Origin of the sequence: Thioalkalivibrio sp. ALMg13-2, assembly GCF_000381185.1 — a bacterium.
In the GTDB taxonomy this organism is placed as follows: Bacteria; Pseudomonadota; Gammaproteobacteria; order Ectothiorhodospirales; family Ectothiorhodospiraceae; genus Thioalkalivibrio; species Thioalkalivibrio versutus.
Genome location: NZ_KB906103.1, coordinates 48597 through 72389, shown reverse-complemented (window position 1 = coordinate 72389; position 23793 = coordinate 48597). Strand labels below are relative to the sequence as shown.

General features: G+C 65.6%; 22 protein-coding genes and 1 pseudogene. 3 read left to right on the top strand and 20 right to left on the bottom strand.

Annotation, left to right across the window (positions count from 1 at the left end; translation table 11 throughout):
* Positions 1-15: 15 nt before the first annotated feature.
* The 3 genes from F618_RS0104130 to F618_RS0104120 are packed head-to-tail and all read right to left on the bottom strand — an operon-like array spanning position 16 to position 2667.
* The gene (locus F618_RS0104130; protein ID WP_018949540.1) at positions 16-981 is read right to left on the bottom strand and encodes a S49 family peptidase; all 966 of its coding nucleotides are present in this window, start codon (positions 979-981) and stop codon (positions 16-18) included.
* Positions 982-994: 13 nt separating this feature from the next.
* Complete coding sequence (locus tag F618_RS0104125) at positions 995-1690, bottom strand: HAD family hydrolase (RefSeq protein WP_019567827.1); 696 nt, start codon at positions 1688-1690, stop codon at positions 995-997.
* Positions 1687-2667: an RluA family pseudouridine synthase gene (locus F618_RS0104120; RefSeq protein ID WP_019567826.1), complete on the bottom strand. Its 981-nt coding sequence runs from the start codon at positions 2665-2667 to the stop codon at positions 1687-1689. The genes F618_RS0104125 and F618_RS0104120 overlap by 4 nt, the downstream gene beginning before the upstream one ends.
* Before the next feature lie 435 nt (positions 2668-3102).
* On the opposite strand from F618_RS0104120, the gene F618_RS0104115 reads away from it, so the two are divergent.
* Positions 3103-6138, top strand: coding sequence for an Rne/Rng family ribonuclease (locus F618_RS0104115; RefSeq protein ID WP_019567825.1), 3036 nt, complete (start codon positions 3103-3105; stop codon positions 6136-6138).
* Between the two features lie 207 nt (positions 6139-6345).
* Here the strand turns inward: F618_RS0104115 and F618_RS0104110 are convergent, their stop codons facing one another.
* Positions 6346-6837, bottom strand: a complete 492-nt coding sequence (locus tag F618_RS0104110; RefSeq protein WP_026331139.1) for a low molecular weight protein-tyrosine-phosphatase — start codon at positions 6835-6837, stop codon at positions 6346-6348.
* A gap of 120 nt (positions 6838-6957) precedes the next feature.
* On the opposite strand from F618_RS0104110, the gene F618_RS0104105 reads away from it, so the two are divergent.
* Both F618_RS0104105 and F618_RS0104100 read left to right on the top strand, forming a co-directional pair.
* Complete coding sequence (locus F618_RS0104105; protein WP_019567823.1) at positions 6958-8226, top strand: flagellar hook-length control protein FliK; 1269 nt, start codon at positions 6958-6960, stop codon at positions 8224-8226.
* A gap of 4 nt (positions 8227-8230) precedes the next feature.
* Positions 8231-8593 carry an EscU/YscU/HrcU family type III secretion system export apparatus switch protein gene (locus tag F618_RS0104100; protein ID WP_019567822.1) on the top strand — a complete coding sequence of 121 codons (363 nt, stop codon included), beginning with the start codon at positions 8231-8233 and terminating at the stop codon, positions 8591-8593.
* Here F618_RS0104100 and F618_RS0104095 read toward each other — a convergent pair.
* The 16 genes and pseudogenes from F618_RS0104095 to flhB form a co-directional block, all read right to left on the bottom strand.
* Positions 8588-9013, bottom strand: a complete 426-nt coding sequence (locus F618_RS0104095; protein WP_019567821.1) for a DUF2802 domain-containing protein — start codon at positions 9011-9013, stop codon at positions 8588-8590. The genes F618_RS0104100 and F618_RS0104095 overlap by 6 nt on opposite strands.
* 142 nt (positions 9014-9155) lie before the next feature.
* Positions 9156-9341, bottom strand: coding sequence for a hypothetical protein (locus F618_RS0104090; RefSeq protein WP_018145732.1), 186 nt, complete (start codon positions 9339-9341; stop codon positions 9156-9158).
* A 63-nt stretch (positions 9342-9404) separates the two neighbouring features.
* Positions 9405-9863, bottom strand: coding sequence for a chemotaxis protein CheW (locus F618_RS0104085; protein ID WP_019567820.1), 459 nt, complete (start codon positions 9861-9863; stop codon positions 9405-9407).
* A 127-nt stretch (positions 9864-9990) separates the two neighbouring features.
* Complete coding sequence (locus F618_RS0104080) at positions 9991-10701, bottom strand: chemotaxis protein CheW (protein WP_019567819.1); 711 nt, start codon at positions 10699-10701, stop codon at positions 9991-9993.
* A complete protein-coding gene (locus F618_RS0104075; protein ID WP_018145735.1) occupies positions 10698-11498 on the bottom strand; it encodes a ParA family protein in 801 nt (266 codons plus the stop codon). The genes F618_RS0104080 and F618_RS0104075 overlap by 4 nt, the downstream gene beginning before the upstream one ends.
* A complete protein-coding gene (gene motD / locus F618_RS0104070) occupies positions 11495-12397 on the bottom strand; it encodes a flagellar motor protein MotD (RefSeq protein WP_019567818.1) in 903 nt (300 codons plus the stop codon). Before motD ends, F618_RS0104075 begins: the two co-directional genes overlap by 4 nt.
* Before the next feature lie 7 nt (positions 12398-12404).
* Entirely contained in the window at positions 12405-13148 is a 744-nt protein-coding gene (locus F618_RS0104065) for a flagellar motor protein (protein ID WP_018949551.1), read from the bottom strand.
* Position 13149: 1 nt separating this feature from the next.
* A complete protein-coding gene (locus F618_RS0104060) occupies positions 13150-14265 on the bottom strand; it encodes a chemotaxis response regulator protein-glutamate methylesterase (RefSeq protein ID WP_018949552.1) in 1116 nt (371 codons plus the stop codon).
* A gap of 2 nt (positions 14266-14267) precedes the next feature.
* Complete coding sequence (locus tag F618_RS0104055) at positions 14268-16307, bottom strand: chemotaxis protein CheA (protein WP_019567817.1); 2040 nt, start codon at positions 16305-16307, stop codon at positions 14268-14270.
* A gap of 44 nt (positions 16308-16351) precedes the next feature.
* Positions 16352-17128, bottom strand: a complete 777-nt coding sequence (locus F618_RS0104050) for a protein phosphatase CheZ (RefSeq protein ID WP_019567816.1) — start codon at positions 17126-17128, stop codon at positions 16352-16354.
* Between the two features lie 95 nt (positions 17129-17223).
* On the bottom strand, positions 17224-17604 hold the full coding sequence (cheY, locus tag F618_RS0104045) for a chemotaxis response regulator CheY (RefSeq protein WP_018145741.1): 381 nt from the start codon (positions 17602-17604) through the stop codon (positions 17224-17226).
* Positions 17605-17645: 41 nt separating this feature from the next.
* On the bottom strand, positions 17646-18413 hold the full coding sequence (locus tag F618_RS0104040; protein ID WP_018949555.1) for an RNA polymerase sigma factor FliA: 768 nt from the start codon (positions 18411-18413) through the stop codon (positions 17646-17648).
* On the bottom strand, positions 18410-19234 hold the full coding sequence (locus F618_RS0104035) for a MinD/ParA family protein (RefSeq protein ID WP_018949556.1): 825 nt from the start codon (positions 19232-19234) through the stop codon (positions 18410-18412). The genes F618_RS0104040 and F618_RS0104035 overlap by 4 nt, the downstream gene beginning before the upstream one ends.
* Before the next feature lie 168 nt (positions 19235-19402).
* Positions 19403-20495: pseudogene (flhF, locus tag F618_RS0104030) on the bottom strand (flagellar biosynthesis protein FlhF); the annotation flags it as partial.
* Between the two features lie 43 nt (positions 20496-20538).
* Positions 20539-22641, bottom strand: coding sequence for a flagellar biosynthesis protein FlhA (flhA, locus tag F618_RS0104025; protein WP_019567814.1), 2103 nt, complete (start codon positions 22639-22641; stop codon positions 20539-20541).
* Positions 22641-23792, bottom strand: a complete 1152-nt coding sequence (gene flhB, locus F618_RS0104020) for a flagellar biosynthesis protein FlhB (protein ID WP_019567813.1) — start codon at positions 23790-23792, stop codon at positions 22641-22643. Before flhB ends, flhA begins: the two co-directional genes overlap by 1 nt.
* Position 23793 lies beyond the last annotated feature (1 nt).

The window sequence follows — 23793 nt, the reverse complement described above, 5'->3', positions numbered from 1 at the left end:
GCCGCGCCCCGCGCCTCAGCGCCACTGCGGCGTGGACTCCCAGGTCATCCATTGCTGGAAGGCCGCCATGCCGAGATCTTCGAACAGTAACTGCAGCGCACTGCGCCGCGGCTTGAACTCCACCATCTTCTCCACACCGATCACGTCGCGCGCCACGCTACGGTCCGTGCCAATGCCATCGATCAGGCCAAGCTCCAGCGACCGATCGCCCGTCCAGATCAGGCCGTTGAACAGATCGTCGCGTTCGACCAGGCGATCGCCACGACCGGCACGCACCACGTCCACGAACTGCTCGTGCACGCCCTGCAGCACACCGTCGAGGTGATTCACATGGTCATCGTCCAACGGCAGGAAAGGGTCCAGGAACCCCTTGTTCTCGCCGGCGGTGAACAGGCGTCGTTCCACGCCGATGTTGTCGATCAGGTCCACGAGCCCGAAGCTGTCCATGCGCACGCCGATCGAGCCCACCATGCTGGCCTGGCTGGCGTAGATCTCGTCTGCCGCTACCGCGATGTAATAGGCCGCCGAGGCGCCCACATCCCCAATGACCGCATACACGGGGATATCCGCGTGCTTCTCCTTTAGCCGCAGGATCTCGTCGTGCACGTTGGCCGCCTGCACCGGGCTCCCGCCCCCACTGTTGATACGCAGCATCACCGCCTGGGTGCCATCCGCCTCGAATGCCTCTTTCAGCACCTTGGAGATGTCCTCGGCATTGGCCGCCGCACTGGAGGCAATCAGTCCCTCGACCTCGACCACGGCAACGTGTTCGGTGGGCTCGCGCTCGCTCTCGAACATCCCCGAAAGGCCCAGATCGCCGCCTCGCACCAGAATCAGAAGCGCCACCAGGTAAAAGAAAAACAACAGCTTGAAGAAGATGCCCCAGCGCCGGGACCGGCGTTGCTCGATCACCTGTGCCTGGACCAGGTTCTCCAGGGCCTCGCGTTCCCAGCCCGGTTTGTTCTCGTTCGCCCAGCCCATCGTCATTCCTTTTCTAAGTTGTACCTTCAGCCCGCCGGAATGCCTTCAGCAGCGATTCCAGATCTGGCTGCAAGGCCAGCGGGGATTCGTCACTCAGGCGTTCCGGCGAATGTACCCCGTGGGTGACGGCCACGGCCGGCACTCCTGCATGCCGCGCCATTTCAAGATCATAAACGCTATCACCGACCATGCGCGTACGGGCCGGTTCCACCCCCGCTCGCCCCATCACGGACTGGAGCATGGACGGATTCGGCTTCGACGGGTATTCATCGCCCGTGGCGGTTGCCACGAAATACCTGCCCAGACCGGTCGCTTCCAGGGCCTGGTCCAGCCCACGTCGCGACTTGCTGGTCGCCACGCCCAGCAGGATCTCGCGCGTATCCAGCCAGTCGAGCAGGTCGCACACGCCGGCGAACAGCGGGGTCTCCGGGGCATCGTCGGCCTCCAGATAACACTCGCGATAGGTCTCGGAAAAGTGCTGCACGAAGGCATCATCGGCGTCCGGATAGAGCTCGCGGACCGCCGCCTGAACCCCGAGCCCGATAATATTGCGCAGCGTCGCCTCGTCCCGCACCGGGACATCGGTATCCTTCGCCGCACGCTGCAGGCAGTGCACGATCCGGCGAGGCGAGTCCATCAGCGTTCCATCCCAGTCGAACACAACCAGGCGCAGGTCGCCCTCCTCCGGTGGCAGCAACGGGGTCGTCATGCGCCGTCCTCCGCCCCGGCATCCAGGCTCGCGAGCACATCGGTCAGCTCATCGGGCAAAGGGGCCGAAAAGATATGCCGCTCGCCGTCCGCCGACTGGTATGCAAGTGCCTGTGCATGCAGGAACAGTCGTTTCAGGCCATGGCGCCGCAGGCTGCGATTGGCATCCGGCAAGCCGTAATCGTGATCGCCCCCCACCGGATGGCCGATCGACTGACCGTGGACGCGAATCTGGTGCGTGCGCCCGGTCCCGATCTTGACCTCCGCCAACTGGAAGGCACCGTGCGCCTCCAGCGGCACAAAGACGCTCCGGGCTTCCCGTGCCCGCGGCCCGTCGCTGTCGGTCTCGCCCGCACTCATCCGGCGGCGGCCGTCTTCCTGTCGGCCACTGGCGACCGGGGCATCGCATTCGACTGCCTGTTCGCCCGGGAACCGCCCCACCAGCAGCGCCAAGTAGCGTTTCTCGACCCGCCCTTCGCGCAGCGCGGCATGGAACTCTTGCAGCGCCGAGCGGCGCTTGGCCAGCAGCAGGCAGCCACTGGTCTCGCGATCCAGACGGTGCCCCAGTTCCAGCTCGATATCCGGCCGTAACTGGCGCATCGCCTCGATAATGCCGAACGCCAGCCCGCTCCCGCCGTGCACGGCCAGGCCGGACGGCTTGTCCAGCACCAGCACATCGTCATCCTCGTGGATAATCGCCCGACGCAACCGGTCCAGCACCTTCGGCGGGATCTCGCTGCTTACCGCCTCCGGTCGATCCAGATCCGGCACCCGGACCTCGTTGCCGACGGCCAGACGCTTGTGCGCCTTGGCCCGGCGTCCGTCCACACGCACGGCGCCCTGCCGCACCAGGCGGTAGATCAAGCCCTTGGGCACGCCCTTTAGTTCGCGCAGCAGGAAATTGTCGAGCCGCTGACCGTCACCACGGTCGGTGACCCGGAAGGTACGTGGGCCGGAGGGTTCGCGCGTTGCTTTCATGGCGCGGGATGCTACCGGAGCCGCGCTCACCGGGCTACTGCACCCATCACCCTTGCGGGCGGAAAAACTTGCCCGGGCGGGGGGTTATGCCCTACATTGGCCCACGGTACGTTGCTGTGCTACGCCTGCAACGCGCCTCGAATCACCCGCCACTTCGACCCACAGGCTGAACGCAGCCTCCGGTCGAAGGGCCATCGCCACAAAGCGACACTGTGACGCTATTTCTTCTAACCCAGTCCTGTCTCCCCGGCTCCGCCTCCCGCAGGCGACTGATCCCGTGGTTGCTGGTGAACACCTGGCTGGCGCGTTGGCTTCTGCTACGCGCCGCCGCTGCGAGCACGCGTGCGCAAGCGTTGCCGTGCCGCCGCTCGATCGCCGCACCCCGGACACCGATCTTACCCGCCGGACGCCAGGACGCCCTACCGAGTCCAATGCATGAAACGCATCCTGATCAATGCCACGCAGCCAGAAGAGTTGCGGGTCGCCATGGTCGACGGCCAGCGGCTGTACGACCTGGATATCGAACTGCCTTCGCGCGAGCGCAAAAAGGCGAACATCTACAAAGCCAAGATCACCCGCGTCGAACCGAGCCTGGAGGCCGCGTTCGTCAACTTTGGTGCTGATCGCCACGGCTTCCTCCCGTTCAAGGAGATCGCTCATTCCGCCGTTGGCGCCCCTGCCGACAGCGACAAGCCGATCCGAGACTTCCTGAAGGAAGGCACGGAACTCCTCGTCCAAGTCGAGAAGGAAGAGCGCGGCAACAAGGGCGCCGCGCTGACCACCTACATCAGCCTGGCCGGCCGTTATCTGGTCCTGATGCCCAACAATCCGAAGGCCGGTGGGGTCTCGCGCCGCATCGAGGGCGAAGACCGCGCCTCCCTGCGTGACGCGCTCTCCGGACTGACGATGCCCGACGGCATGGGCGTAATCGCCCGTACCGCGGGCGTCGGGCGCAGCACCGAAGAGCTCCAGTGGGATCTGGATTACATGACGGCCCTGTGGGCGGCGGTCACCGAGGCTGCGGACAAGGCCAAGACCCCGGCGCTGATCCACCAGGAAAGCAACGTCATCATCCGCGCCCTGCGCGACCACATGCGCAACGACGTCGGCGAGGTCATCATCGATGACAACGACGTTTACCAGCAGGCCGAAGAATTCGTTCGTCTGGTCATGCCCAATAGCCTGCGCAAGCTCAAGCGCTACGACGACCCGGTCCCGCTGTTCAATCGCTACCAGATCGAGAGCCAGATCGAGAGCGCATTCGACCGCGACGTCACCCTGCCCTCCGGCGGTGCACTGGTCATCGACCACACCGAAGCCCTGATCTCCATCGACGTCAACTCCGCCCGCTCGACCAAGGGTGGCGACATCGAGGAGACCGCCTTCCACACCAACCTGGAGGCGGCGGAAGAAGTCGCGCGCCAGCTGCGCATTCGCGACCTGGGCGGCCTGATCGTGATCGATTTCATCGACATGAACGCCAACAAGCACCAGCGCGACGTCGAAAACCGCCTGCGCGAGGCGCTGGAGATGGATCGCGCCCGGGTCCAGGTCGGGCGCATCAGCCGCTTCGGCCTACTGGAGATGTCGCGCCAGCGCCTGCGTTCGTCGCTGGGTGAATCCAGCCAGAACACCTGCCCGCGCTGCCAGGGCCACGGCCAGATCCGTAGCGTGGAATCCCTCGCCCTGTCGATCCTGCGCCTGATCGAGGAAGAGGCGATGAAGGACCGCACCGGCCTGGTGATGGGTCAGGTCCCGGTCGATGTGGGCACCTTCCTGCTGAACGAGAAGCGCGAATCGATCAACGACATCGAGGATCGCCACAAGGTCGACATCAGCATTATCCCCAACCCGCAGTACCTTACCCCGCGCTTCGAGGTCCGCCGTGTGCGCGGCGACGAACGCGAAGAGGCGATCAGCGACCGCGGCTCGCACGAACTGGTGGAGACCACCGAGGACGCAAGCGATCCGCATCAGGAACGCCGCAGCAAGGTCGAGAAGCCACTGGTCCAGGGTGTGAAGATGACCGGCCCGGCCCCGGTCAGCGACAGGGCCCCGTCCGCTCCCGAGACGTCACAGCCAGTGGCCCAGCCCGGATTCTTCACCCGTATCTGGTCCTCGCTGTTCCCCAACGCGCGTCCGGCTACCGAACCGGACGAGGAACAGGAAGACAGCCGCAAGGGCGGTGGTCGCGCGCGCGGCGGCGAAGGCAAGGGCGGCGGTCGCGGCCGCGGTGGCAACCAGAAAAAGGCCGACAACGGCGGCCGCAATACCGGCGACAAGCGTGACGACGCCGACAACGGAAAGAAGGCCGCGCCCGACAAGACGGAAAGCGCCAAGGGCAGTAACACCAAGCCCGATAGCGCCAAGCCCGATAACGCCAAGGGCCGTTCCCGTCGTGGCGGCAAGAAGGATGGCGATACCGCGAAGGGCGCGAGCAACGAATCGCCGAAACAAACAGCCGAAAGCCGGACACCTGACACCCGGGGACCCGAGAAGTCCGCAGACGCGAAACCGGCCGAGAAGCCGGCACGGGACAAGGACGATGCCGCCGCCAGCGAGGCGGGTGACACTCCCGCGGGTAACGGACCCGAAAAGTCGGACGAGGATGACGGCAGCAAGGGTCGCAGCACGCGTTCCCGCCGCTCCCGTCGCGGTGGCCGGCGTCGTGGCGGTCGTGGACGTTCTGGCGAGAACGCCGACGAAACCGGCACCGACAGCGCCCAGAACGCTGCAAACGATGGTTCCGCTCCGGAATCCGACAGCGATACGGCAGCCCCGGACGCAGCCCCCTCTCCCGACACCGGAAAGGCGCGCGCCGAGAGTTCCAACGAAGGTCAAAAACCCGAGCCCTCGACCCCAACCAGGGACGGTGGCGAGAGCACCCAGCCATCGGAAAAGGCCAGCACCGACGATGGCGCCCCCAAGGACGCCGCACCCGCCAAGCGTAGCCGCGGTGGACGCGGACGCAAGCCGGCCCCTGCCCCCGCTGACACCTCGCCCGGCGAAGTGACCCCGGCCTCCAGCGAGCCGAACGCCCCGGCGGAGAGCAAGCCGGCTGTTTCGGATTCCCAGGATCCGGCCCCGAAATCCGAGCCGGCTGCGAAGCCGGACACGGCGGACGCCGCCCCCACGGAAGGCCAAAGCGACAAGGCCCCAGCCAAGCGCCCGGCGCGGGCCAAGAAGGCCGCAACCGATTCCGGGGACGCCGCGAACAAGACCGATGCGACGCCGACGGATCAGCCGGACACAACGCCCAAGCCGAGAACCCGACGGCCGAAGGCGGCCAAGGCGGAGACCGCCCCGACTGATGAAGGGGCTGCTGCTTCAAAGCCCGACGAGGTGAAAGCGGAAAAGCCCGCGAAACCCAAGCCCGCTGAGGCGAAAGAGGACAAACCTGCTGCGCCCAAGCCCACTGCCGAGCCAGCGGAACCGGCCCCCGAAAGTCCGAACCGCAAGGGCGACGACTGACGGGACAAGGTCCCTCGTCAAATCACAAAGGGCCCGCCTATTGGCGGGCCCTTTGTCATTCCGGCCTCGGGATTCCGGGAGGAAGCGCTTTGCGAAACGCTGATCCAGGTCATCCGAATGCCTTTGGCGCAACTTGAACCGGACGCTACGACGACCGACTTCGGAAACGCCTCCAACCCCCGCCCGGCCCATAAATCGGCAGTGGCATCAGGAAGCCTTCAGCGTGTGGCGCGCGCGGATATGCTCCAGAAGCCCGTTGGCAGCAGCCTCGACCAGGTCCATGACGTGCACAAACCCCTCGTCCCCGCCGTAGTACGGATCCGGGACTTCGTGTTCGTCGAACTGTGGCGCAAAATCCAGAAACCGCAGCAACTCCGCCCGCGCATCCGCCGGCCGGATGCGCTCTGCATTGCGGTAATTCGCGTCGTCCATGGTCAGGATGTAATCGAACTCCAGGAAATCCTCCGGCTCCAGGCGACGCGCCCGCAGATGCTCGAGGTCGTAGCCGCGCGAGCGCGCCTCCTGGCGAGCCCGGCTGTCCGCCTTCGCCCCCACGTGATACCCGGCGGTTCCGGCCGAATCGACCTCGATGGCCTCGTCCAGTCCATGATCGCGCACCCGCGCCTCGAATACCCCATGGGCCATCGGCGAGCGACAAATATTGCCCAGGCAAACCATCAGTACACGTATCTTCGACATGGCTCCACAATCCGAATCGAGAAAGACATCAGGATAACAAACCGGACATCCCGACCGGTGCCATTTCGTCCCTCGCCCTCCGGTATGCCATGCTGAGGCTTTGCATCACGAGATCCATTGATGGTCGACCTTGGCGGTCCACGCATCCCCGGCTGGACGCCCCCCGGCAATGTGACCAGTGGGGTGGGCAGCGGAGCGCGGCAATCCTTCCAGACCGGAACGCGCATCGAGGTTCGTGTTCTGGAAGTTCTGGCCGATCGCGGGGTGCGGCTGCGTCTCGAACCCTCCACGGGCCGCGGCGGCGCACCGACCGCAGCACGCCCCTCCGCACCCGCACCGGTGGTAACCGCCCAGCTGACCGGCGCATTGCCCACGGCCCTGTTGAACCGGCCCGGTCCGGGCGCTTCCGCCACGGCCATGCTGGCCGAGATCACCCGCACCGAGCCACGTCTGGAGGTCCGCCTGCTACCCCTGACCATGGATCGTGCCGCACCCCGCCCCGCCAGTGGCGGCTCATCGGCCAACTCGGCCCAGCAATGGCTGGGACAAGAACTGCGCCAGCAGCTCCCCGGGGCACGCCCGCTGGGGCCGGCTCTGCACGGCCTGCTGACACCGGCCACCGGGGCGCCAGCCACCAACGCCATCCCCGGGGCCCAGGCGCCGCCCGCACTGCAACGTATCCTGGAACTCCTGCCCACGCCGGGCCAACTGGCACAGCCCGAGACCCTGCGCCAGCACATCCAGCAATCGGGACTCTGGATGGAGGCCATGCTGGGACAAGCGGGACGCAGTCAGGGCCCGATACATCCATTCGCGGCTGATCTCAAGGCCCAGCTGCTGCGTGCCGCCGACCAAGTTCGCCAAGGGGCTGACGCACGCCCTGCGGCGCACGCACCCCCCGCCACCGCCTCGGCTCCCCCTGCCATGGCCGCACTGTCCGGGCTGCTGGAGGGGCTCCTGAAACGTGTCACGTCCCTGCAGCTGCAGTCGCTGCAATCCTTCGCAAGTGACGAACCCGGCAACAGTCGTTGGTTTTTCGAATTGCCGCTGCGCAGCGAGCAGGGCATCCACGGCGTCTACGGCGAGATCCACCGCGAAGGCGGAAGCGATGACGAAGCCGAACCGCCCTGGTCCATCGTGCTAACACTGGATATCGGTGACCTCGGCCCGACGCGGATCGCCCTGGCATCGCGCAATGGGGGTGTCAGCGTGCATTTCACCGCCCTCGAAGCCGGGACCGTCACGCGGCTGCGCAGCGAAATGGCCTATCTCCGCGATCGGCTGGGCGAGCGCGACCTGAATGTGACGGGGCTGTCGGTGCGTCAGGGCGAGGTTGATACTGACCCGCGCCCCGCGAATTCGCATCGCATGCTGGACGAACAGGCCTGAACCGATGGCACGCAAGGATCATGGGGACGACCGGGGCCAGTCACCTGCAAAGGCGGTCGCACTGGACTGGGATCGTCGGCAGGCCCCGCGGATCACCGCCAGCGGCTCGGGTCTGACGGCCGAGGCCATCCTGCGCATTGCCGAAGAACACGGGATCCCGCTGCATCAGGACCCGGCCCTGAGCGAGGCGCTTGCGCAGGTCCCTGTCGGCAGCGAGATCCCGGAAGAGCTCTACGTCGCGGTCGCGGAGATCCTGGCCTTTGTGTTCCTGCTGGCAGGGATCACACCCGACGACCGGGCCAGCGGGTACCAGGATCCCTCGCGCCGCTCCAATCCGGACCGCGAGGGTCCGGACCGGGGCTCATGATCGCCCGGCGAACCCGGTACCGCCGGCATTCCCGGAGCCGTGCAGGCTGAACAACAAATCGAGTTCGGTGGAAGTGAGGCCGCAACGCCGACGTACCTCTTCACGACCCAGGCCCTGCTGGATCAGAAGAATCGCCTGCTCATAGGCGCCGCTGTCGCCCTCGCGGGCGCGCAACTCGCTGTGCTGGTCATGAAGGCGTTCCAGGGCACGCTGTACCGAGGCCTGCGCCTGCCCATGGGTCGCGACTCCCTCGGACAGGGCCTTCATTGCCCCTTGCAGGGCCATCACCGAGGTGGCCTGGCGCTGATAATCCTGGCGCAGGGCCACCAACTGACGACGCAACAGAATCACGAGCCCCACGGAAAATCCGGCGACGATGGTCGCCAGCAACGCAATCAACGCGGCGAGCCAGATCAGCATTCCCTCTCCCATTGCCTGCACTCTCCTGAAACCCGGGGCCTGCCGATTGTCGCGTGATTCGTGAGGGCGTGACCAGCCATGGAGAAAAATCGGACACGGAACGGCGCCCGCACCGAGTTCGCGCCAGTCCCCGGTGGGATCTTCAGGCGTAGTCGTCGATCAGGCCTCGCCGCTGGCGACGCTCTTCCTTGCGCGGCGGACGCTGCTGGGTGGGACGCACTGCAGGACGAAAAACCGGATCGCGGTCATGGTCGTCGCTCAAATTGCGCCCGGGAACGGTGGTATGGACCGGACGAACGGTCCGGTCCGGCTGGAGTTCGTCGACCATGGCTCACCTCCCGGCTTGCGCCTCATGGTCCTGGTCTGTTGACTGTAGACCCGAGGTGCGCGGCTACAGTTCGCGCAACTGCGCCCACTCCTCGTCCGACAGCAGCCTGTTCAGATCCACCAGGATGGTCAGGCCCTGCTCGGTGCTGGTCACGCCCTGGATAAAGCGGCTGCTGTCGTCGTTACCCACCTCGGGCGCCGGTTCGACCGAATCCGGGGAGATCCGCACGACCTCCGAGACGGAATCCACCAAAATCCCCACGTTCTGGTTGTCCACATCGATGATCACGATGCGCGAGGCCTCATCCGATTCGCGATCATCCAGCCCCATACGGCGCCGGGCGTCGATCACCGTGACCACATTCCCGCGCAGGTTGATGATCCCGAGGATGTAGTCCGGCACGCCGGGTACCGGGGCGATCTCGGTAACCTTGAGCACCTCCTGAACCTGCAGAACGTCGATCGCATAGGTTTCCTCCGCCAGACTGAAAGTCACATACGGAGCGGTGTCGGCCTTGGTCATAGCTTCTACGTCTTGTGCGCTGCTCATCTCATCCTCGATGTTCCGTGCCGGCGGGGGCCGCCCTGTGGTGTCGTCTTGACCGGGTTATCGGCCGATTACCGCCATGCTTGAATGGCGTCGGCAAGGATCAGTCCCAGCCACCCTCGTCGAGGGTACGATCCAGCGCCTCCAGGTCGAGCAACGTCGCCATCTTCTCGCGTTCCACGCCGGCCAGCCAGGGCAGGCGCCTGCGTTGGTTGCGCCAGCGCAGCGACTCCGGCTGGATCACCCGGGTACCGTGAATCGCGCGGCAGGCCAGCGCGAACCGCGAACCTGCGAGAAACACCACCTGCCGGGCCGTATCCGGCTCGTAGTCGCGATCTTCCGGCGTCACCACTGCGGCCAGGTCAATCAGCTGAACCCGCCCCTGCTTGGTATCCGCCAATCCAAGGTACCAGACCGAGTGATTCGGGGTGGGCCGCACCTCCAGACTGTCCAGCGGCGCAACCCCTCCCAGCGCATGGAGCGGCGCCAGCAGGGTCAGGTTGCCGGCCTCGATCACGAGGGCCGAAAACGGCTGCTCCGGCCGCGCATACTCGCGGTCCGCCGGATCGGCCGGCGGGGCTGGCGGGGTCGAGGCGGCTACCGGCACCGGAACCTCCACCGGATCCGCTTCGCGGACCGGGGCTTCCAACTCCACCGCGGGCGCGGCTTCTGCTACCGGCGGCCGTGGCTCCAGGATGTCCGGTCGCAGAAGCGGGCGAACGGGCTCCGGCTCGTCCAGCAGGCTGCCGAAGTAGTCGTCCAGCGCCTCCGGCTCGGCCTTCAGGGCCAGGTTGTCGACTATGGAACGGTTCATCCGCGTCGCCTCCGTTCATGGGGTTCGGACAGCCGGCCACCGATGGCCTCCAGCAGATCCGAGTAGGCGAGCACACCCCGGGCGTCCGGGATCATGAAACACAGCGGCTGCCCGGCACTGGAGGCATCGCGGAATTTCGTGTCCACCGGGATTACGCCTGGCCAGACGTCGTCGCCGTACAAGCGGCGCAGTTCCGACAGGGCCTCGTGCGCCGCGCGCGTACGACGGTCGAACAGGGTCGGAATAATTCGGTACGCCAGCTCCGACTTGCGCGACTTCTGTACCATTTTCAGTGTATTGATCATCCGTTCAAGCCCCTTCAGGGCGAGGAATTCAGTCTGCACCGGCACCAGCAATTCGTCACAGGCGGCCAGCGCATTGACCATCAACACGCCAAGCATCGGTGGGCAATCCAGCAGCACGTAGTCGTACTGCTCCGAGATCTTCTCCAGAGCGTGACGCAGCACCAGCCCCATGCCACTGCGGGTGCCCAACTGGCGATCCAGCGTCGCCAACGCAGTACTGGCGGTCAGTAGATCCAGACCCGGGAATCGGGTCTCGCGGATCAGGCCGTTCGGGTCCGGGTCCGCGCCTTCGGCGCACTGGCTGAAAAGCTCGTACACCCCGCGCGTGGCGGTCTCCGGATCATGACCGAAATACGCCGTCAGCGATCCGTGCGGGTCCACATCCACCAGCAGCACGCGCTGCTCCGGGCCCGACAGGAGCCCGCCCAGCGTCACCGTGGTGGTGGTCTTGCCTACGCCCCCCTTTTGGTTTGCAACCGCCCAGACCTTCATGGTGTGTCTCCATCCGTCGGGAGCGGTGCGGGCGGAAGATCCTCGCGCAGGCGCTCCGGTTCCTGCGCGCCCTCGGCGCGCGGACGCGCCCCGGGCAGTACCACGATGGACACGCGCCGGTTCTCGGCCCGCCCCTCCGCGGTGTCGTTGCTGGCCGCCGGCCGGTGCTCGCCATAGCCAAGGGCGACCAGGTTCTCCGGATCGACCCCGACCTCCTCGAACACGCTGACCACCGCGGCCGCCCGTCCGGACGACAGTTCCCAGTTCGATGGATAGACCGCGGTCTGAATCGGCACATTGTCCGTGTGCCCCTCCACGTGAACGCGGGAGACACGTGGCGCAAGAATCCCGCCAACCTCTTGCAGAAGAGCTTCCGCCTGTGGGTTCAGGGTCGCCGCTCCGGACGCAAACAGCAGACGGCTGGTGATCTCGATCTCCAGCCAATAGGCCTCGCGCGTCACGCGCAGATCGCCATCCTCGATCCATTGCGCCATCGCCTGTTCGATCTCGCGGGCGGTATCGGCCAGGTCGTCCAGGAAGGCCTGCATCCCAGCATCATCCGGGCCGTCGTCAAGCATCCCACTCAAGGCCATGTCGATGGGCTGCGGACCATCCTCCACCAGACCCGGCTGGACCTCGATAGGCACCAGGGCACGCAGATCCTGCGGTGTGCGTTCCTGGGCCACGGTGGGATCCCCGACCTGAATCGGGTCGGCCTGCATCGGTGCGCGAAAGGCGTCCACGAGCGACTCGGACAGTACCCGGTACTTGCCGTCGTCCACCGAGGAGATGGCGTACATCACCACGAAGAACGCCAGCAGCAGCGTGACCAGATCTCCATAAGGGATGGCCCACGCCTCGTGATTCTGGTGTTCTTCCGCCCGTTTGCGTCGCGCCATGGTGACCTCACTCGTGGATGAAGCCACTCAGTTTGCTTTCGATGTTCCGCGGGTTTTCCCCTTCTGCAATGGCGATCAGGCCTTCCATCAGCATTTGCTGGTGTTGCGAGCGGTTCTGAATAATCGACTTCAACTTGTTGGCCACCGGCAGGAACAGCAGGTTGGCCGAGGCAATGCCGTAGATCGTGGCGACAAACGCCGCCGCGATGCCTGCCCCGAGCTTGCTCGGATCCGCGAGGTTCTGCATCACCGCCATCAGCCCCATCACTGCGCCGACAATCCCCAGGGTCGGGGCATAGATCCCCATGCTCTCGAAGATCTTCGCGCCCTGCAGGTCGAAGTGCTCGCGGTTGTCGAGGTCGGCCTCCATGATCTGGCGGATGGTCTGCGGCTCGCTGCCGTCCACCAGCAATTGCAGCCCTTTGCGGGCGAAGCCGTCGGTCTCCTCGTCGGCCAGCGTCTCCAGGCCTAGCAGGCCTTCCTTGCGCGCCACGTGGGACCACTCGACGATCTGCTCGACCGTCGCGCGATTGTCGACCTTCGGCGGTTTGAAGGCCCACGGCAAGATGCGCATACCGTGCATGAAGACCGCCATCCGTGCCTGCACCAGGGTGGCCCCCAAGGTCCCCAGGACCACAATCAGGAAGGCCGCCGCATTCCACAGCGCACCCAGGCCACTGCCCTTGGCAATACTGCCGCCGAGCACCGCCACTAGCCCCAGGGTTATCCCGATGAGGCTCAGGATATCCATGTCAGCAGAACCCCTTCACCAGTGCGGGCCCAACTTCGGGCAGCGGGTACACATGATCGGTCAGGCCGGCCTCGGCCACTGCCGCCGGCATCCCGTACACCACGCAGGTCGCCGCATCCTGCGACCACACCTGGGCGCCCGCGCCTTTCAGCGCCCGCGTGCCTTCGCGACCATCGGCACCCATGCCGGTCAGGATCACCGCGAGCACCTGTCCGCGCAGCGCATCCACGGCGGAACCGAAAGCCGCATCCACGCTCGGTTTGTAGATGGTCCCCAGAGGGCTCTCCGCGATCCGCACATGCGTCTGGCTGCCGCGTTCCAGCGTCGTCTGCATCCCGCCCGGGGCCAGCAGCGCCACGCCCGGTTTCAACACGTCACCGTCCTTCGCCTGACGCACCTCGATATTGCACATGGCATTCAGGCGCTCGGCGAAGGCCGGGGTAAAACTGGCGGGCATGTGCTGCACCAGCAGGATCGGCAGCGGGAAATTCGCCGGCAGTGGCTTCAGCACCTCCTGCAGTGCCACTGGACCGCCGGTGGAGGTGCCAATAAGAACCGCGCGCAACTGCCGCAGCGGCGTCGGCGGCCGGGTACTGGCCAGCGGCGGAGCCGGCTTGCGCGCGTCGGCCGCAGCCTGACGGTCCGTCTCTTCGCGCCGCGCGGACGGCCGCGCCTCCCGGGCGGGCGTAGTCGTGCCCGGCGCACTGACGGAGCGCGCCCGGCTGCGTGACAGTGAACGCACGCGACGCCGAAGCAGCATGCGCGCGCTGTCTTCGTCCCCCGCCATGTCGCTGAAGCGCTTGGGAAGAAAGTCCACCGCCCCCGCCTCCAGCGCATCCAGGGTCGCCTGGGCTCCCTCGGTCGTGAGACTGGAGAACATCAGGATCGGAAGCGGGCGCTCGGCCATGATCTTGCGCACCGCGGTGATGCCGTCCATCACCGGCATCTCGATATCCATGGTCACGACATCGGGATCGAGCTCCCGGACCTTGGCGATCGCCTGCTCGCCATTTTCGGCCGAACCCACGACCTCGATGCCGGAATCGGAGTCCAGGATCTCGGTGATACGCCGACGAAAGAAGCCCGAGTCGTCGACAACCAGAACCTTGATCGGCATCCTCAGCCCTCGCTCGAGCGCGACGCGCGGCGCGGTCGACCGGACATTTGCAGTTGCCGCATCAGGATGGTCACCAGGTCGGAGACGTCGAGGATCAGGGCGATGCCGCCATCTCCGGTGATCGTCGCTCCCGCCAGGCCCTTTACGCCTTGCAGATTCTGGCCCAGCGGCTTGATGACCACCTCTTCCTGCCCCACGAGATCATCCACCACCAGCCCGACCTTGCGGTCGGCCGTATGGACCACGACCACGTGGGCATCCTTGCGCGGCTCGGGCTCGTGCCCCGGCTTCAGCCAGCGCTTGAGGTAATGGATAGGCAGGGCGTGCTTGCGCACCATGATGACTTCCTGATCATCCACGTAATTCGTCTTGGTCAGATCCAGGTCCAGGATCTCGGAGACCGAGGCCAGCGGGATCGCAAAACGGCGGCCGTCCAGAATCACCATCAGGGCGGGCAGGATCGCCAGGGTCAGGGGCAGCTTCACCCGCAGCGTGGTCCCCACGCCGATCTCGGAATCGATCTCGATGGTGCCGTTGAGCTGCGAGATCTTGGTCTTGACCACGTCCATGCCGACCCCGCGGCCGGAGACGTCCGAGATCTCGGTCTTGGTGGAGAATCCGGCCATGAAGATCACGTTGAAGGCCTCGCGATCGGTCATGCGTTCGGCCATCGCGGACTCCATCAGCCCCTTCTCCACCACCTTGCGCCGCAGGGCCTGTGGATCCATGCCACCGCCGTCGTCCTTGATCAGCAGCGCAATGTGATCGCCCTCCTGGGCCGCCCCGAGCACTACCGTACCCTTGCGCGGCTTGCCCGCCGCCTCGCGCACATCGGGCGTCTCGATGCCATGGTCCACAGCATTACGCACCAGATGCACCAGCGGATCGGACAGCGCCTCGACCAGATTCTTGTCGAGGTCGGTTTCCTCACCGAAGATCTCCAGTTCGATCTCCTTGCCGAGGTTCCGCGACAGATCCCGGATCACGCGCGGGAAGCGGTTGAAGACCTTCTTCACCGGTTGCATCCGGGTCTTCATCACCGAACTCTGCAGGTCGGAGGTCACCAGCGCCAGGGAGCTGATCGCCTTGCCCAGTTCGTCGTCGACATGCTGCGAACGCAGCATGCTCAAGCGATTTCGCACCAGTACCAGCTCGCCCACCAGGTTCATGATCTCGTCCAGGCGCTCGGTATCCACGCGCACGGAGGTCTCGCCCTGCGGCGCCGAGCGCCCACCGGCGGCCGCCGGTTCCGGCGTTACCGCTTTTTCCGGCTCTGCCGCCGCTGCGGCGGGTTCGACCGGCATCGGTTCCGCAGGGTCGCCCGCAGCAGGCCCGGGCGTCGCCGGACCTCCGCCCTTGGCCTGCAACTCGTCCAGCAAATTCTCGAACTCGTCGTCGCTGATCAGGTCGCCGCTCGCGGGATCCTGGCCGCCACCCGGGCCTTCGCCGGCCCCGGAGCCGCCCGGCGCGGCCGCATCCACGGGCGCCGGGGCACCGTCGCCATGCAGCGTATCCAGCAGGGCCTCGAACTCGTCGTCCGTGATCTCCTCCCCACCGCCCACCATGGCGTCACCGGCGGCCGAGGCCGGGGCCACCGGCTCGGGAGCCGGTTCAGGCGCTGGCGGCGCCGCGGCGGTATCCCCGGCGACGTCTTCGTTCTTCGCCATGCGCCGCAGGTCCTCGACCACGTCGGCCTCGGCCGGGGTCGGATCCACTCCGGAGCGTAGATCCCCGAACATGACGTTCAGGGAGTCCAGCACGCGGAGCATGGTGTCCATCAGATGGCTGTCGGCACGGCGTTCGCCGTTGCGCAGCAAATTGAAAACATCCTCGGCGTGGTGACACACCGTCACCAGCGCATCCAGGCTCAAAAACCCGGCGCCACCCTTGATGGTATGGAAGCTTCGAAATACCGCATTCAACAGATCCCGGTCGTCCGGGTTCTGCTCCAGGTCGATGAGTTGCTCGTTGAGCCCCTCCAGCAGTTCCCCGGCCTCGATCAGGAAGTCCTGAAGGATTTCGTCATTGGGGTCGATGGCCATTCAGTCTCTCCGGTCCCGTGGCGCCAGTCGTATGAGGTGCACTGCTAGAAGCCCAGGCTTGATAGCAGATCGTCCACCTCGTCCTGTCCTTGAACGACATCCGCGCTGGAATCTTGAGTCTTGGGCACACTGGGACCGCGCCCCTTGCGGTCCGCCTCGCGGTCTTCTTCGCCACGATCCAGGGACGCCTCGGCCGCTTCCACCTGCTCCATGCGCCCGCTAGAGAGCCGGATCAGGGTGACGAGGTTCTCTTCGAGATCGGTCACCAACTGGATCACCCGGCGAATCACCTGGCCGGTAATGTCCTGATAACTTTGTGCCATCAGCACCTCGGAGAGCAGACGCCGCAACTCCTCGGCGTCCTCCCCCGCCTGCCCGAAGAAGCTATCCAGCTCACGCGCGAAATCGCGGAATTCGTCCACCGAGAGCTGCCGGTTGCGAAAGCGCGTCCATTTGGCGGTCAAGTCGGCCGCCTGCTGGCTGAACGACTCGGCGATCGGCAGGCTCGACTCAATGGCGCCCATCGTGGCGTGCGCGGCCTGCTCCGTCATGGTGACCACGTAGTTCAGGCGTTCCTTCGCATCCGGGATCTCCGCCTGGGTCAGCTCTACCAGACGCGAGTCGCCACGGAAACTCTGCAAGGCCTCGTGGAGGTCGCGCGTCAGCTTGCCCAGTTCATCGAAGAGCTCGCGGTCGTAAGGGCGCGCAAGATCCTGCACCAGCGCGCGCGCCGCCACGTCGTCGCCCGCCTCGAGCGTCTGCACCAGTTGCCGGGCCAGCTCGAGCTGGCCGTCGCGTGGGGGGTGTTCCTGTTCAGTCATGAGGAGCCTCTTGCTGGTACGGCGCTGAAGGAGCCGGAGTCCGTCCACCCGCGCAAGCGAGATGGACGGACTCCGTATTCACCACCGGGCGATCCTTAGCCCTGTGCTTCAATACGTTCGAAGATCTTGTCGATCTTTTCCTTCAGCGTTTCGGCGGTAAACGGCTTGACCACATAACCGTTCACACCCGCCTCCGCAGCCTCCACGATCTGGTCGCGCTTGGCCTCGGCCGTCACCATCAGCACCGGCATCGACTTCAGGTTGGCGTCCGCCCGGACGGCCTTCAGCAGGTCGATGCCCGGCATGTTGGGCATGTTCCAGTCGGTAATCAGGAAGTCGAAATCACCATTTTGCAGCATCGGCAGCGCGGTGCTGCCGTCGTCGGCTTCCTGCGTATTATTGAAGCCAAGATCGCGCAAGAGGTTCTTGATAATGCGCCGCATCGTGGAAAAGTCGTCCACGATGAGAATTTTCATTCCCTTGTCCACACGTCACTCCGGGATTCGTAAGGTGAGTTTTAGAATAACTGCAAAGCCGAGCCGTCTTCGAGCCACGACCCCATGCGCGCACGCAGCCGAATGACCGCCTGGCTGCGAATCTGGCTCACGCGTGACTCGGTCACGCCCAGAACAGCTCCGATCTCGCGCAGATTCAGTTCTTCGGTGTAATACAGCGACAGCACCAGGCGTTCGCGTTCAGGCAGGTCCCCCAGGGCCTCGGCCAACTCCTCGCGAAACTCGCCAGCCTCAAGGCTACGCGACGGAGAGACTTCCTGCCCCTCAATCACGCGATCGGCCCCGTCATCCCCGCCGCCGAGATCGTCCAGTGCAAACAGATGGGCTCCGGCGTGGTCCTTGAGCATGTCGTAATAATCATCAATGGGCACATCCAGCTCGGCCGCCACCTCGCTCCCACGCGCCGCACGCCCCTCGCGGGCCTCGACGCTCTGAATCGCGGCGGCAATGCGCCGGCTGTTGCGATGCACCGAGCGCGGCGTCCAGTCGCTGCGACGCAGCTCGTCGATCATCGCACCGCGGATGCGGATTCCGGCGTAGGTGGCAAAGGTCGCCCCCTGCCCACCCTCGAACTGCCGCGCCGCCTCCAGCAGACCGATCATGCCGGCCTGGATCAGGTCATCGACCTGGACCGAGGCCGGCAGGCGGGCCATCAGGTGGTGCGCAATGCGGTGCACCAGTTCGACGTGATCGGCAATCAACTTCTCGTGTCCACCGGTCGCGGTGGACGTCGCCTGGTAGCCGGAAAGTCGATTACGCGTCGTCATCATGCGCTCTGCAGCATTCGTTCCACGAAGAACCCGACGCCCCCGTGGTCACCCCCACCTACTGGCCAGCGGTCCACCGTCCGCGCCAGTTCGGCAAACGCCTTGCCGGCCGGACTGCCGGGATACTGCTGAACCACCGGCGCCCTTTTCTGCACGGACTTGCGCAGATGCTCGTCCATGGGGATATAGCCGGCCAGGTCCAGAACCACCTCCGGCAGGTAATTGCCACAGACGGTATTGAGTTTCTGCATCAGCCGCTCCGCACCCTCGCGGCCACTGACCATGTTGGTGACCATGCGGAAACGCCGCAGCCCATGATCGCGGTGCAGCACCTTGATCAGGGCATAGGCATCGGTAATCGAAGCCGGCTCGTCGCAGACCACTACCAGGGTCTCCTGTACCGCCCGGCAGAACGAAGTCACCGACTCCTGCAGGCCCGCAGCGGTATCCACGATCAGGACATCCAGCGGTTTGCGGTAGGCACTGAAGGCATGGATCAGGCCCGCGTGCTCGGCCGGCGTGAGGTTCGCCATCGCCGCGATACCCGAGGCCGACGGGACCACCTTCACCCCGTCCGGCCCCTGGACCAGGACATCGTCCAGGCTGTCCACCGTGCCGGTCACCAGGTCATGCAGGGTGCGCTCCGGGCGCATCCCGAGCAACAGGTCCACGTTGGCCAGGCCCAGATCCGCATCGAACAGCATCACCTCGCGGCCCAACCGGGCCAGGCCGACCGCCAGATTGACCGAGACGTTGGTCTTGCCCACCCCGCCCTTGCCCGAGGCGACCGCAATGACCTTTAACGGCTTGTTAGTGCGTGGCATAGCGCCCCTTTCCAACCGGCTGAATCAGTTCCAGTGTTGCCGGCTCGGCCCCTTGCGCCGGGCGCAGAGGCGAGCGCGAGCGTCGCGGCGGTTCCATTTCCGCAAGCCGCTCGGCGGCCCAGGTCTCGCGTGCATTGCCAGCCGCCCGCGCGCCCTCCGCGTCGTCGTCCAGCGCCATGCGGGTCAGATACCCCGTATCGACCCGGTGAAAATCCTCGGCGATGCGCTGGCCATCGCTCACGAACCCAAGTCCCAGGTGCTGATCCAGCAGTACCGACAGGACCTCGCCCAGCTGTTCCGCCTCGTCCAGCTTGGTCAGCACCAACGCCGAAGGATCCGCCTTGCGAAATGCCTCCAGTACCCGCCGCAACGTACTGCCCTGAGTCGTGGCCGACACGACCAACCAGCTCTCGGCGCGGATATCCGGCGGCAGATGCGCGAACAGCGACTCCTCTTCCACCGCGCGCGGCGCCTGCCCGGCGGTATCCACCAGGATCAGGTGGCCATCGTCCACGCGCCGCGCCAACTCGCGCAGTTCGCGCGCATTCTGCAGCACGCGCACCGAGATCCCCGCCATCTGAGCGAAGGCTTGCAACTGCCGTGTTGCACCGATGCGCTGGCTATCCAGGGTCACCAGCGTAACCGAATCCGGTCCCATCCGACGGATCTGGCGCAGCGCGATCCGCGCCAGCGTGGTGGTCTTTCCGACCCCGGTCGGCCCCACCATCGCCAGCAACCCACCCTCGTCCAGGATCGACGGGCGATGCGTGGCAATCGCGCCCGAAAGCCGCGCGCGGAGACGTTCCCAAGCCTGCTCGGGGGAGCTGTCATCGAGGATGCTGCCCGCCAGACTGCGGGCCAGCGATTCACTGAAGCCCCGGTCGATCAGGCGTGCCTTGCATTCCGCAGCCAGCGGATGGCGGGCCGCCCAGCGGGCCTGGTCGCTCTCCGCATACTGACGCGTCATCAGGCTGCGCAGGTCGCGCAACTCCTGGCGCATCGCCGTGAGCTCGGGGTCGGCCGGCCAGGAAGGCGCCACCGAATTCGGCGCGCGGTCGGCGGTACGTGCCTCGCGGGCCGGATTTGCAGCCTCCTGCTCGCGAACTGGCTCCGAGGACTCGCCATCCTCCAGGGCGGCGACCACCTCCAGCCAGCCATCCACCCGGCGACTGGAGAGGATCACGGCATCCTCTCCCTGTTGTTCGCGCACCTGACGCATGGCGTCGCGCATGTCCCGGGCCCGATATCGTCTGACATTCATGCTTTGATCTCCTGCGCCGCTCACGCGGCGGAACCCCTATGTCTCATGCGGACTGCTTTTGCGTTTCTTCCTGACCGACCGTGGCCACTACCCGAATCCGCCGGTTGTCGGGGATCTCGGTAAACGCCAGGACGGTCAGGCTGCGAACCGCGCCGCGCAACCAGCCGGCAATCCAGGAACGGATCTCCGGTGCCACCACCAGGATCGCCGGTTGACCGGCTGTCTCCTGGCGGCGCGCCGCGTCAGCAACCGAACGCTGCAGCCGTTCCGCCAGCCCGGGCTCCAGTCCAACCGTGCCGCCCGAGCTGCCCTGGAGGGACTTATGCAAGAGCTGTTCCAGCGACGGGTCCAGGGCGATCAGTGGCAGCTCATCCTCCGGTCCTACAAGGTCCTGGACGATGGAGCGCGCCAGCGCGACGCGCACCGCAGCGGTCAAAGTGCCGGGATCCTGACTCTTCACCCCGTCGTCTGCCAGGGTTTCGGCGATCGTCCGCAGATCGCGGATCGAGACCTGCTCCGCCAGCAGGTTCTGCAACACCTTCAGCACGATCGACAACGACAGCGTCTTGGGCACGAGGTTCTCCACCAGCTTCGGCGAATGGCGCGCCAGCTGATCCAGCAGATGCTGTGCCTCCTCGTGTCCGATCAGGCGGTGGGCGTTCTCGCGGAACACCTGCGACAGATGCGTCGCAATCACCGTCGAACAGTCGACCACGGTATAACCGGCACCCTGGGCCTGGTCGCGATCCGAAGGATCGATCCACAGGGCATCCAGGTTGAAGGTCGGGTCCTTGGTCGGGGTACCCGGGACGGTGCCGAAGACCTCGCCCGGATTGATCGCCAGTTCGCGATCGGGAAACACCTCGGCCTCCGCCACAGTGACGCCCAGCAGGCTGATCCGATAGGCGTTCGGGCTCAGCTCCAGGTTGTCGCGGATGTGCACAGGCTGCAGCAGGAAGCCGAGTTCCTGCGACAGCTTGCGGCGCACACCCTTGATCCGCCCCATCAACTGGCCGTCCTGGGTACGGTCCACCAGCGGGATCAGGCGGTAGCCGACCTCCAGGGAGACCAGGTCCACCGGCGGGACATCTTCCCAGGTCAGGTCACGATCCTCCGAGCGTGCCCCACCCTCGTCTTCCTGCGGGATGCGTTCCACCTCCGCCTCGACCTCGCGGCCCTGGCGTTTGAGCAGGTAGGCCCAGCCAAAGATCAGCGCCGCGAGCCCCAGGAACACGGCGTTCGGCATGCCCGGCACGAGGCCCAGCGCGCCGATCACGCCACCGGCGACGTACAGGACCCGCGGGTTGGAGAACATCTGGCCGTAGACCTGCTGACCCATGTCCTGGCTGCTGGTCACGCGGGTCACGATGATCGCGGTGGCAGAAGACAGCACCAGCGACGGGATCTGGGCGACGATGCCGTCGCCAATGGTCAGCAGCACGTAGTTGGTGGCGGCATCGCCGATCGACATGCCGTGCTGCACCGCACCGATAGTCAGCCCGCCGATGATGTTCACGAACAGGATCAGGATCCCCGCGATCGCATCACCGCGAACGAACTTGGAGGCACCGTCCATGGAGCCGTAGAAGTCCGCCTCGCTGGCGATCTCCTCGCGGCGCTTGCGCGCCTCTTCCTGGGTGAGGATCCCGGCATTCAGGTCGGCGTCGATCGCCATCTGCTTGCCCGGCATGGAATCCAGGGTGAAGCGTGCGCTGACCTCGGACACGCGCCCGGCCCCCTTGGTCACCACCACGAAGTTGATGATGATGAGGATCGCGAACACCACCAGCCCCACGGTGTAGTTGCCACCGACCACGAAGTCGCCGAAGGCCTGGATGACTTTGCCGGCGGCATCGGTGCCGGTGTGGCCTTCCAGCAGGATCACGCGGGTGGAGGCGACGTTCAGCGCCAGGCGCAGCAGCGTGGCGACCAGCAACACGGTCGGGAAGACTGCGAATTCCAGCGGCCGCGGGGTGTACACCGCAACCATGATCACGACCAGCGACAGCGCGATATTGAAGGTGAACAGCACGTCCAGCGCCAGCGGCGGCAGCGGCAGAACCATCATCGAGAGCATCGCGATCAGCAGGATCGGCGCCCCCAGACCCCACTTGCCGACGTTACCCAAACGGTCAAAGAAGGCCATTAGTGATCCCTCCGCTTGCCGCGCTGCTTGTCAGGATCCAGATAGTCCTCGGGCACCGGCAGGTCATCCGGCATCTGCGCCTCGGCATCGGCCCGCTTGAGCTGGTAGACGTACGCCAGGATGCGGGCCACGGCCACGAACAGACCGTTGGGAACTTCCTGATTCAGATCGGTGGTGAAATAGATGGCGCGGGCCACGCGCGGGGCCTCGATGCGGATGATCGCGTGTTCGTCCCCGACTGCACGGATCGAGGCGGCCACCTCGTCGACGCCCTTGGCCACCACCTTCGGCGCCGCCATGCGCGAGGCCTCGTAGACGATAGCCACGGCATAGTGGGTCGGGTTGGTGATGATCACGTCGGCCTTGGGGACCTCTTCCATCATTCGCCGCTGCGCCATCTCCTGCTGCAACTGGCGGATCTTTTGTTTGACCTCCGGCTTCCCGTCGGTCTCCTTGTACTCGTCCTTCACTTCCTGCCGAGTCATGCGCAGCTGTTTCTGGTGATTCCACATCTGGAACGGCGCATCGATGGCCGCTACGACGATCAGCGCCGCGGACACCGCGATGAAGGTTCCCAGCACCAGCTGGGCGGCATGGCTAATGCCCTGATGGATGGGCTCGTAGCCAAGCATCAGCAGCCGGTCGGAGAAGGTGGCCAGCACGGCGACCGCGACACTGCTGATCAGTACGAACTTGGCGAAGGTCTTGCCGAACTCCATCAGCCCCTGCCAGGAGAAGATTCGCTTGAGGCCCTTCCCGGGATTCAGCTTGGAGGCCTTGGGCGCGGCGGCCTTCCAGGAAAAATTGGCGCCGCCGATCACGATCGGCGCGAGTACCGCGGCTACGATCAGTACGCCGAACAACGGGAACAGGGTCCGCAGGGTACGGAAGATCTCATCAGCCAGATAAGGCAGTAACAGCGACGAGTCGTAGGCCATCTCGCGTTCGAAATCCAGGCGACTGCTCATCTGTTCAGTAAGTTGCGCCCCCATGTTCGGGCCGTACATCAGCAGGAAGCTCCCGCCCGCCATCAGCACCAGAAAGGTGCTCAGCTCGCGCGAGCGCGGGACCTGGCCCTTCTCCTTCGCCTCGCGCAGGCGTTTCGGAGTGGGCTCTTCGCTTTTTTCCTGTCCGCTCTCGTTCTCGGCCATC

Bases quoted from the DNA above. Each gene is read 5' to 3' on its own strand.
- F618_RS0104090 (WP_018145732.1), bottom strand. From the start codon at position 9,341: ATGGTCGACGAACTCCAGCCGGACCGGACCGTTCGTCCGGTCCATACC.
- F618_RS0104055 (WP_019567817.1), bottom strand. From the start codon at position 16,307: ATGGCCATCGACCCCAATGACGAAATCCTTCAGGACTTCCTGATCGAG.
- F618_RS0104040 (WP_018949555.1), bottom strand. From the start codon at position 18,413: ATGATGACGACGCGTAATCGACTTTCCGGCTACCAGGCGACGTCCACC.
- F618_RS0104105 (WP_019567823.1), top strand. From the start codon at position 6,958: ATGGTCGACCTTGGCGGTCCACGCATCCCCGGCTGGACGCCCCCCGGC.
- F618_RS0104050 (WP_019567816.1), bottom strand. From the start codon at position 17,128: ATGACTGAACAGGAACACCCCCCACGCGACGGCCAGCTCGAGCTGGCC.
- motD (WP_019567818.1), bottom strand. From the start codon at position 12,397: ATGGCGCGACGCAAACGGGCGGAAGAACACCAGAATCACGAGGCGTGG.
- F618_RS0104100 (WP_019567822.1), top strand. From the start codon at position 8,231: ATGGCACGCAAGGATCATGGGGACGACCGGGGCCAGTCACCTGCAAAG.
- F618_RS0104120 (WP_019567826.1), bottom strand. From the start codon at position 2,667: ATGAAAGCAACGCGCGAACCCTCCGGCCCACGTACCTTCCGGGTCACC.
- F618_RS0104060 (WP_018949552.1), bottom strand. From the start codon at position 14,265: ATGCCGATCAAGGTTCTGGTTGTCGACGACTCGGGCTTCTTTCGTCGG.
- F618_RS0104085 (WP_019567820.1), bottom strand. From the start codon at position 9,863: ATGACCAAGGCCGACACCGCTCCGTATGTGACTTTCAGTCTGGCGGAG.
- F618_RS0104065 (WP_018949551.1), bottom strand. From the start codon at position 13,148: ATGGATATCCTGAGCCTCATCGGGATAACCCTGGGGCTAGTGGCGGTG.
- F618_RS0104115 (WP_019567825.1), top strand. From the start codon at position 3,103: ATGAAACGCATCCTGATCAATGCCACGCAGCCAGAAGAGTTGCGGGTC.
- F618_RS0104035 (WP_018949556.1), bottom strand. From the start codon at position 19,234: ATGCCACGCACTAACAAGCCGTTAAAGGTCATTGCGGTCGCCTCGGGC.
- F618_RS0104130 (WP_018949540.1), bottom strand. From the start codon at position 981: ATGGGCTGGGCGAACGAGAACAAACCGGGCTGGGAACGCGAGGCCCTG.
- flhA (WP_019567814.1), bottom strand. From the start codon at position 22,641: ATGGCCTTCTTTGACCGTTTGGGTAACGTCGGCAAGTGGGGTCTGGGG.
- F618_RS0104110 (WP_026331139.1), bottom strand. From the start codon at position 6,837: ATGTCGAAGATACGTGTACTGATGGTTTGCCTGGGCAATATTTGTCGC.
- F618_RS0104080 (WP_019567819.1), bottom strand. From the start codon at position 10,701: ATGAACCGTTCCATAGTCGACAACCTGGCCCTGAAGGCCGAGCCGGAG.
- cheY (WP_018145741.1), bottom strand. From the start codon at position 17,604: ATGAAAATTCTCATCGTGGACGACTTTTCCACGATGCGGCGCATTATC.
- F618_RS0104125 (WP_019567827.1), bottom strand. From the start codon at position 1,690: ATGACGACCCCGTTGCTGCCACCGGAGGAGGGCGACCTGCGCCTGGTT.
- F618_RS0104075 (WP_018145735.1), bottom strand. From the start codon at position 11,498: ATGAAGGTCTGGGCGGTTGCAAACCAAAAGGGGGGCGTAGGCAAGACC.
- flhB (WP_019567813.1), bottom strand. From the start codon at position 23,792: ATGGCCGAGAACGAGAGCGGACAGGAAAAAAGCGAAGAGCCCACTCCG.
- F618_RS0104095 (WP_019567821.1), bottom strand. From the start codon at position 9,013: ATGCTGATCTGGCTCGCCGCGTTGATTGCGTTGCTGGCGACCATCGTC.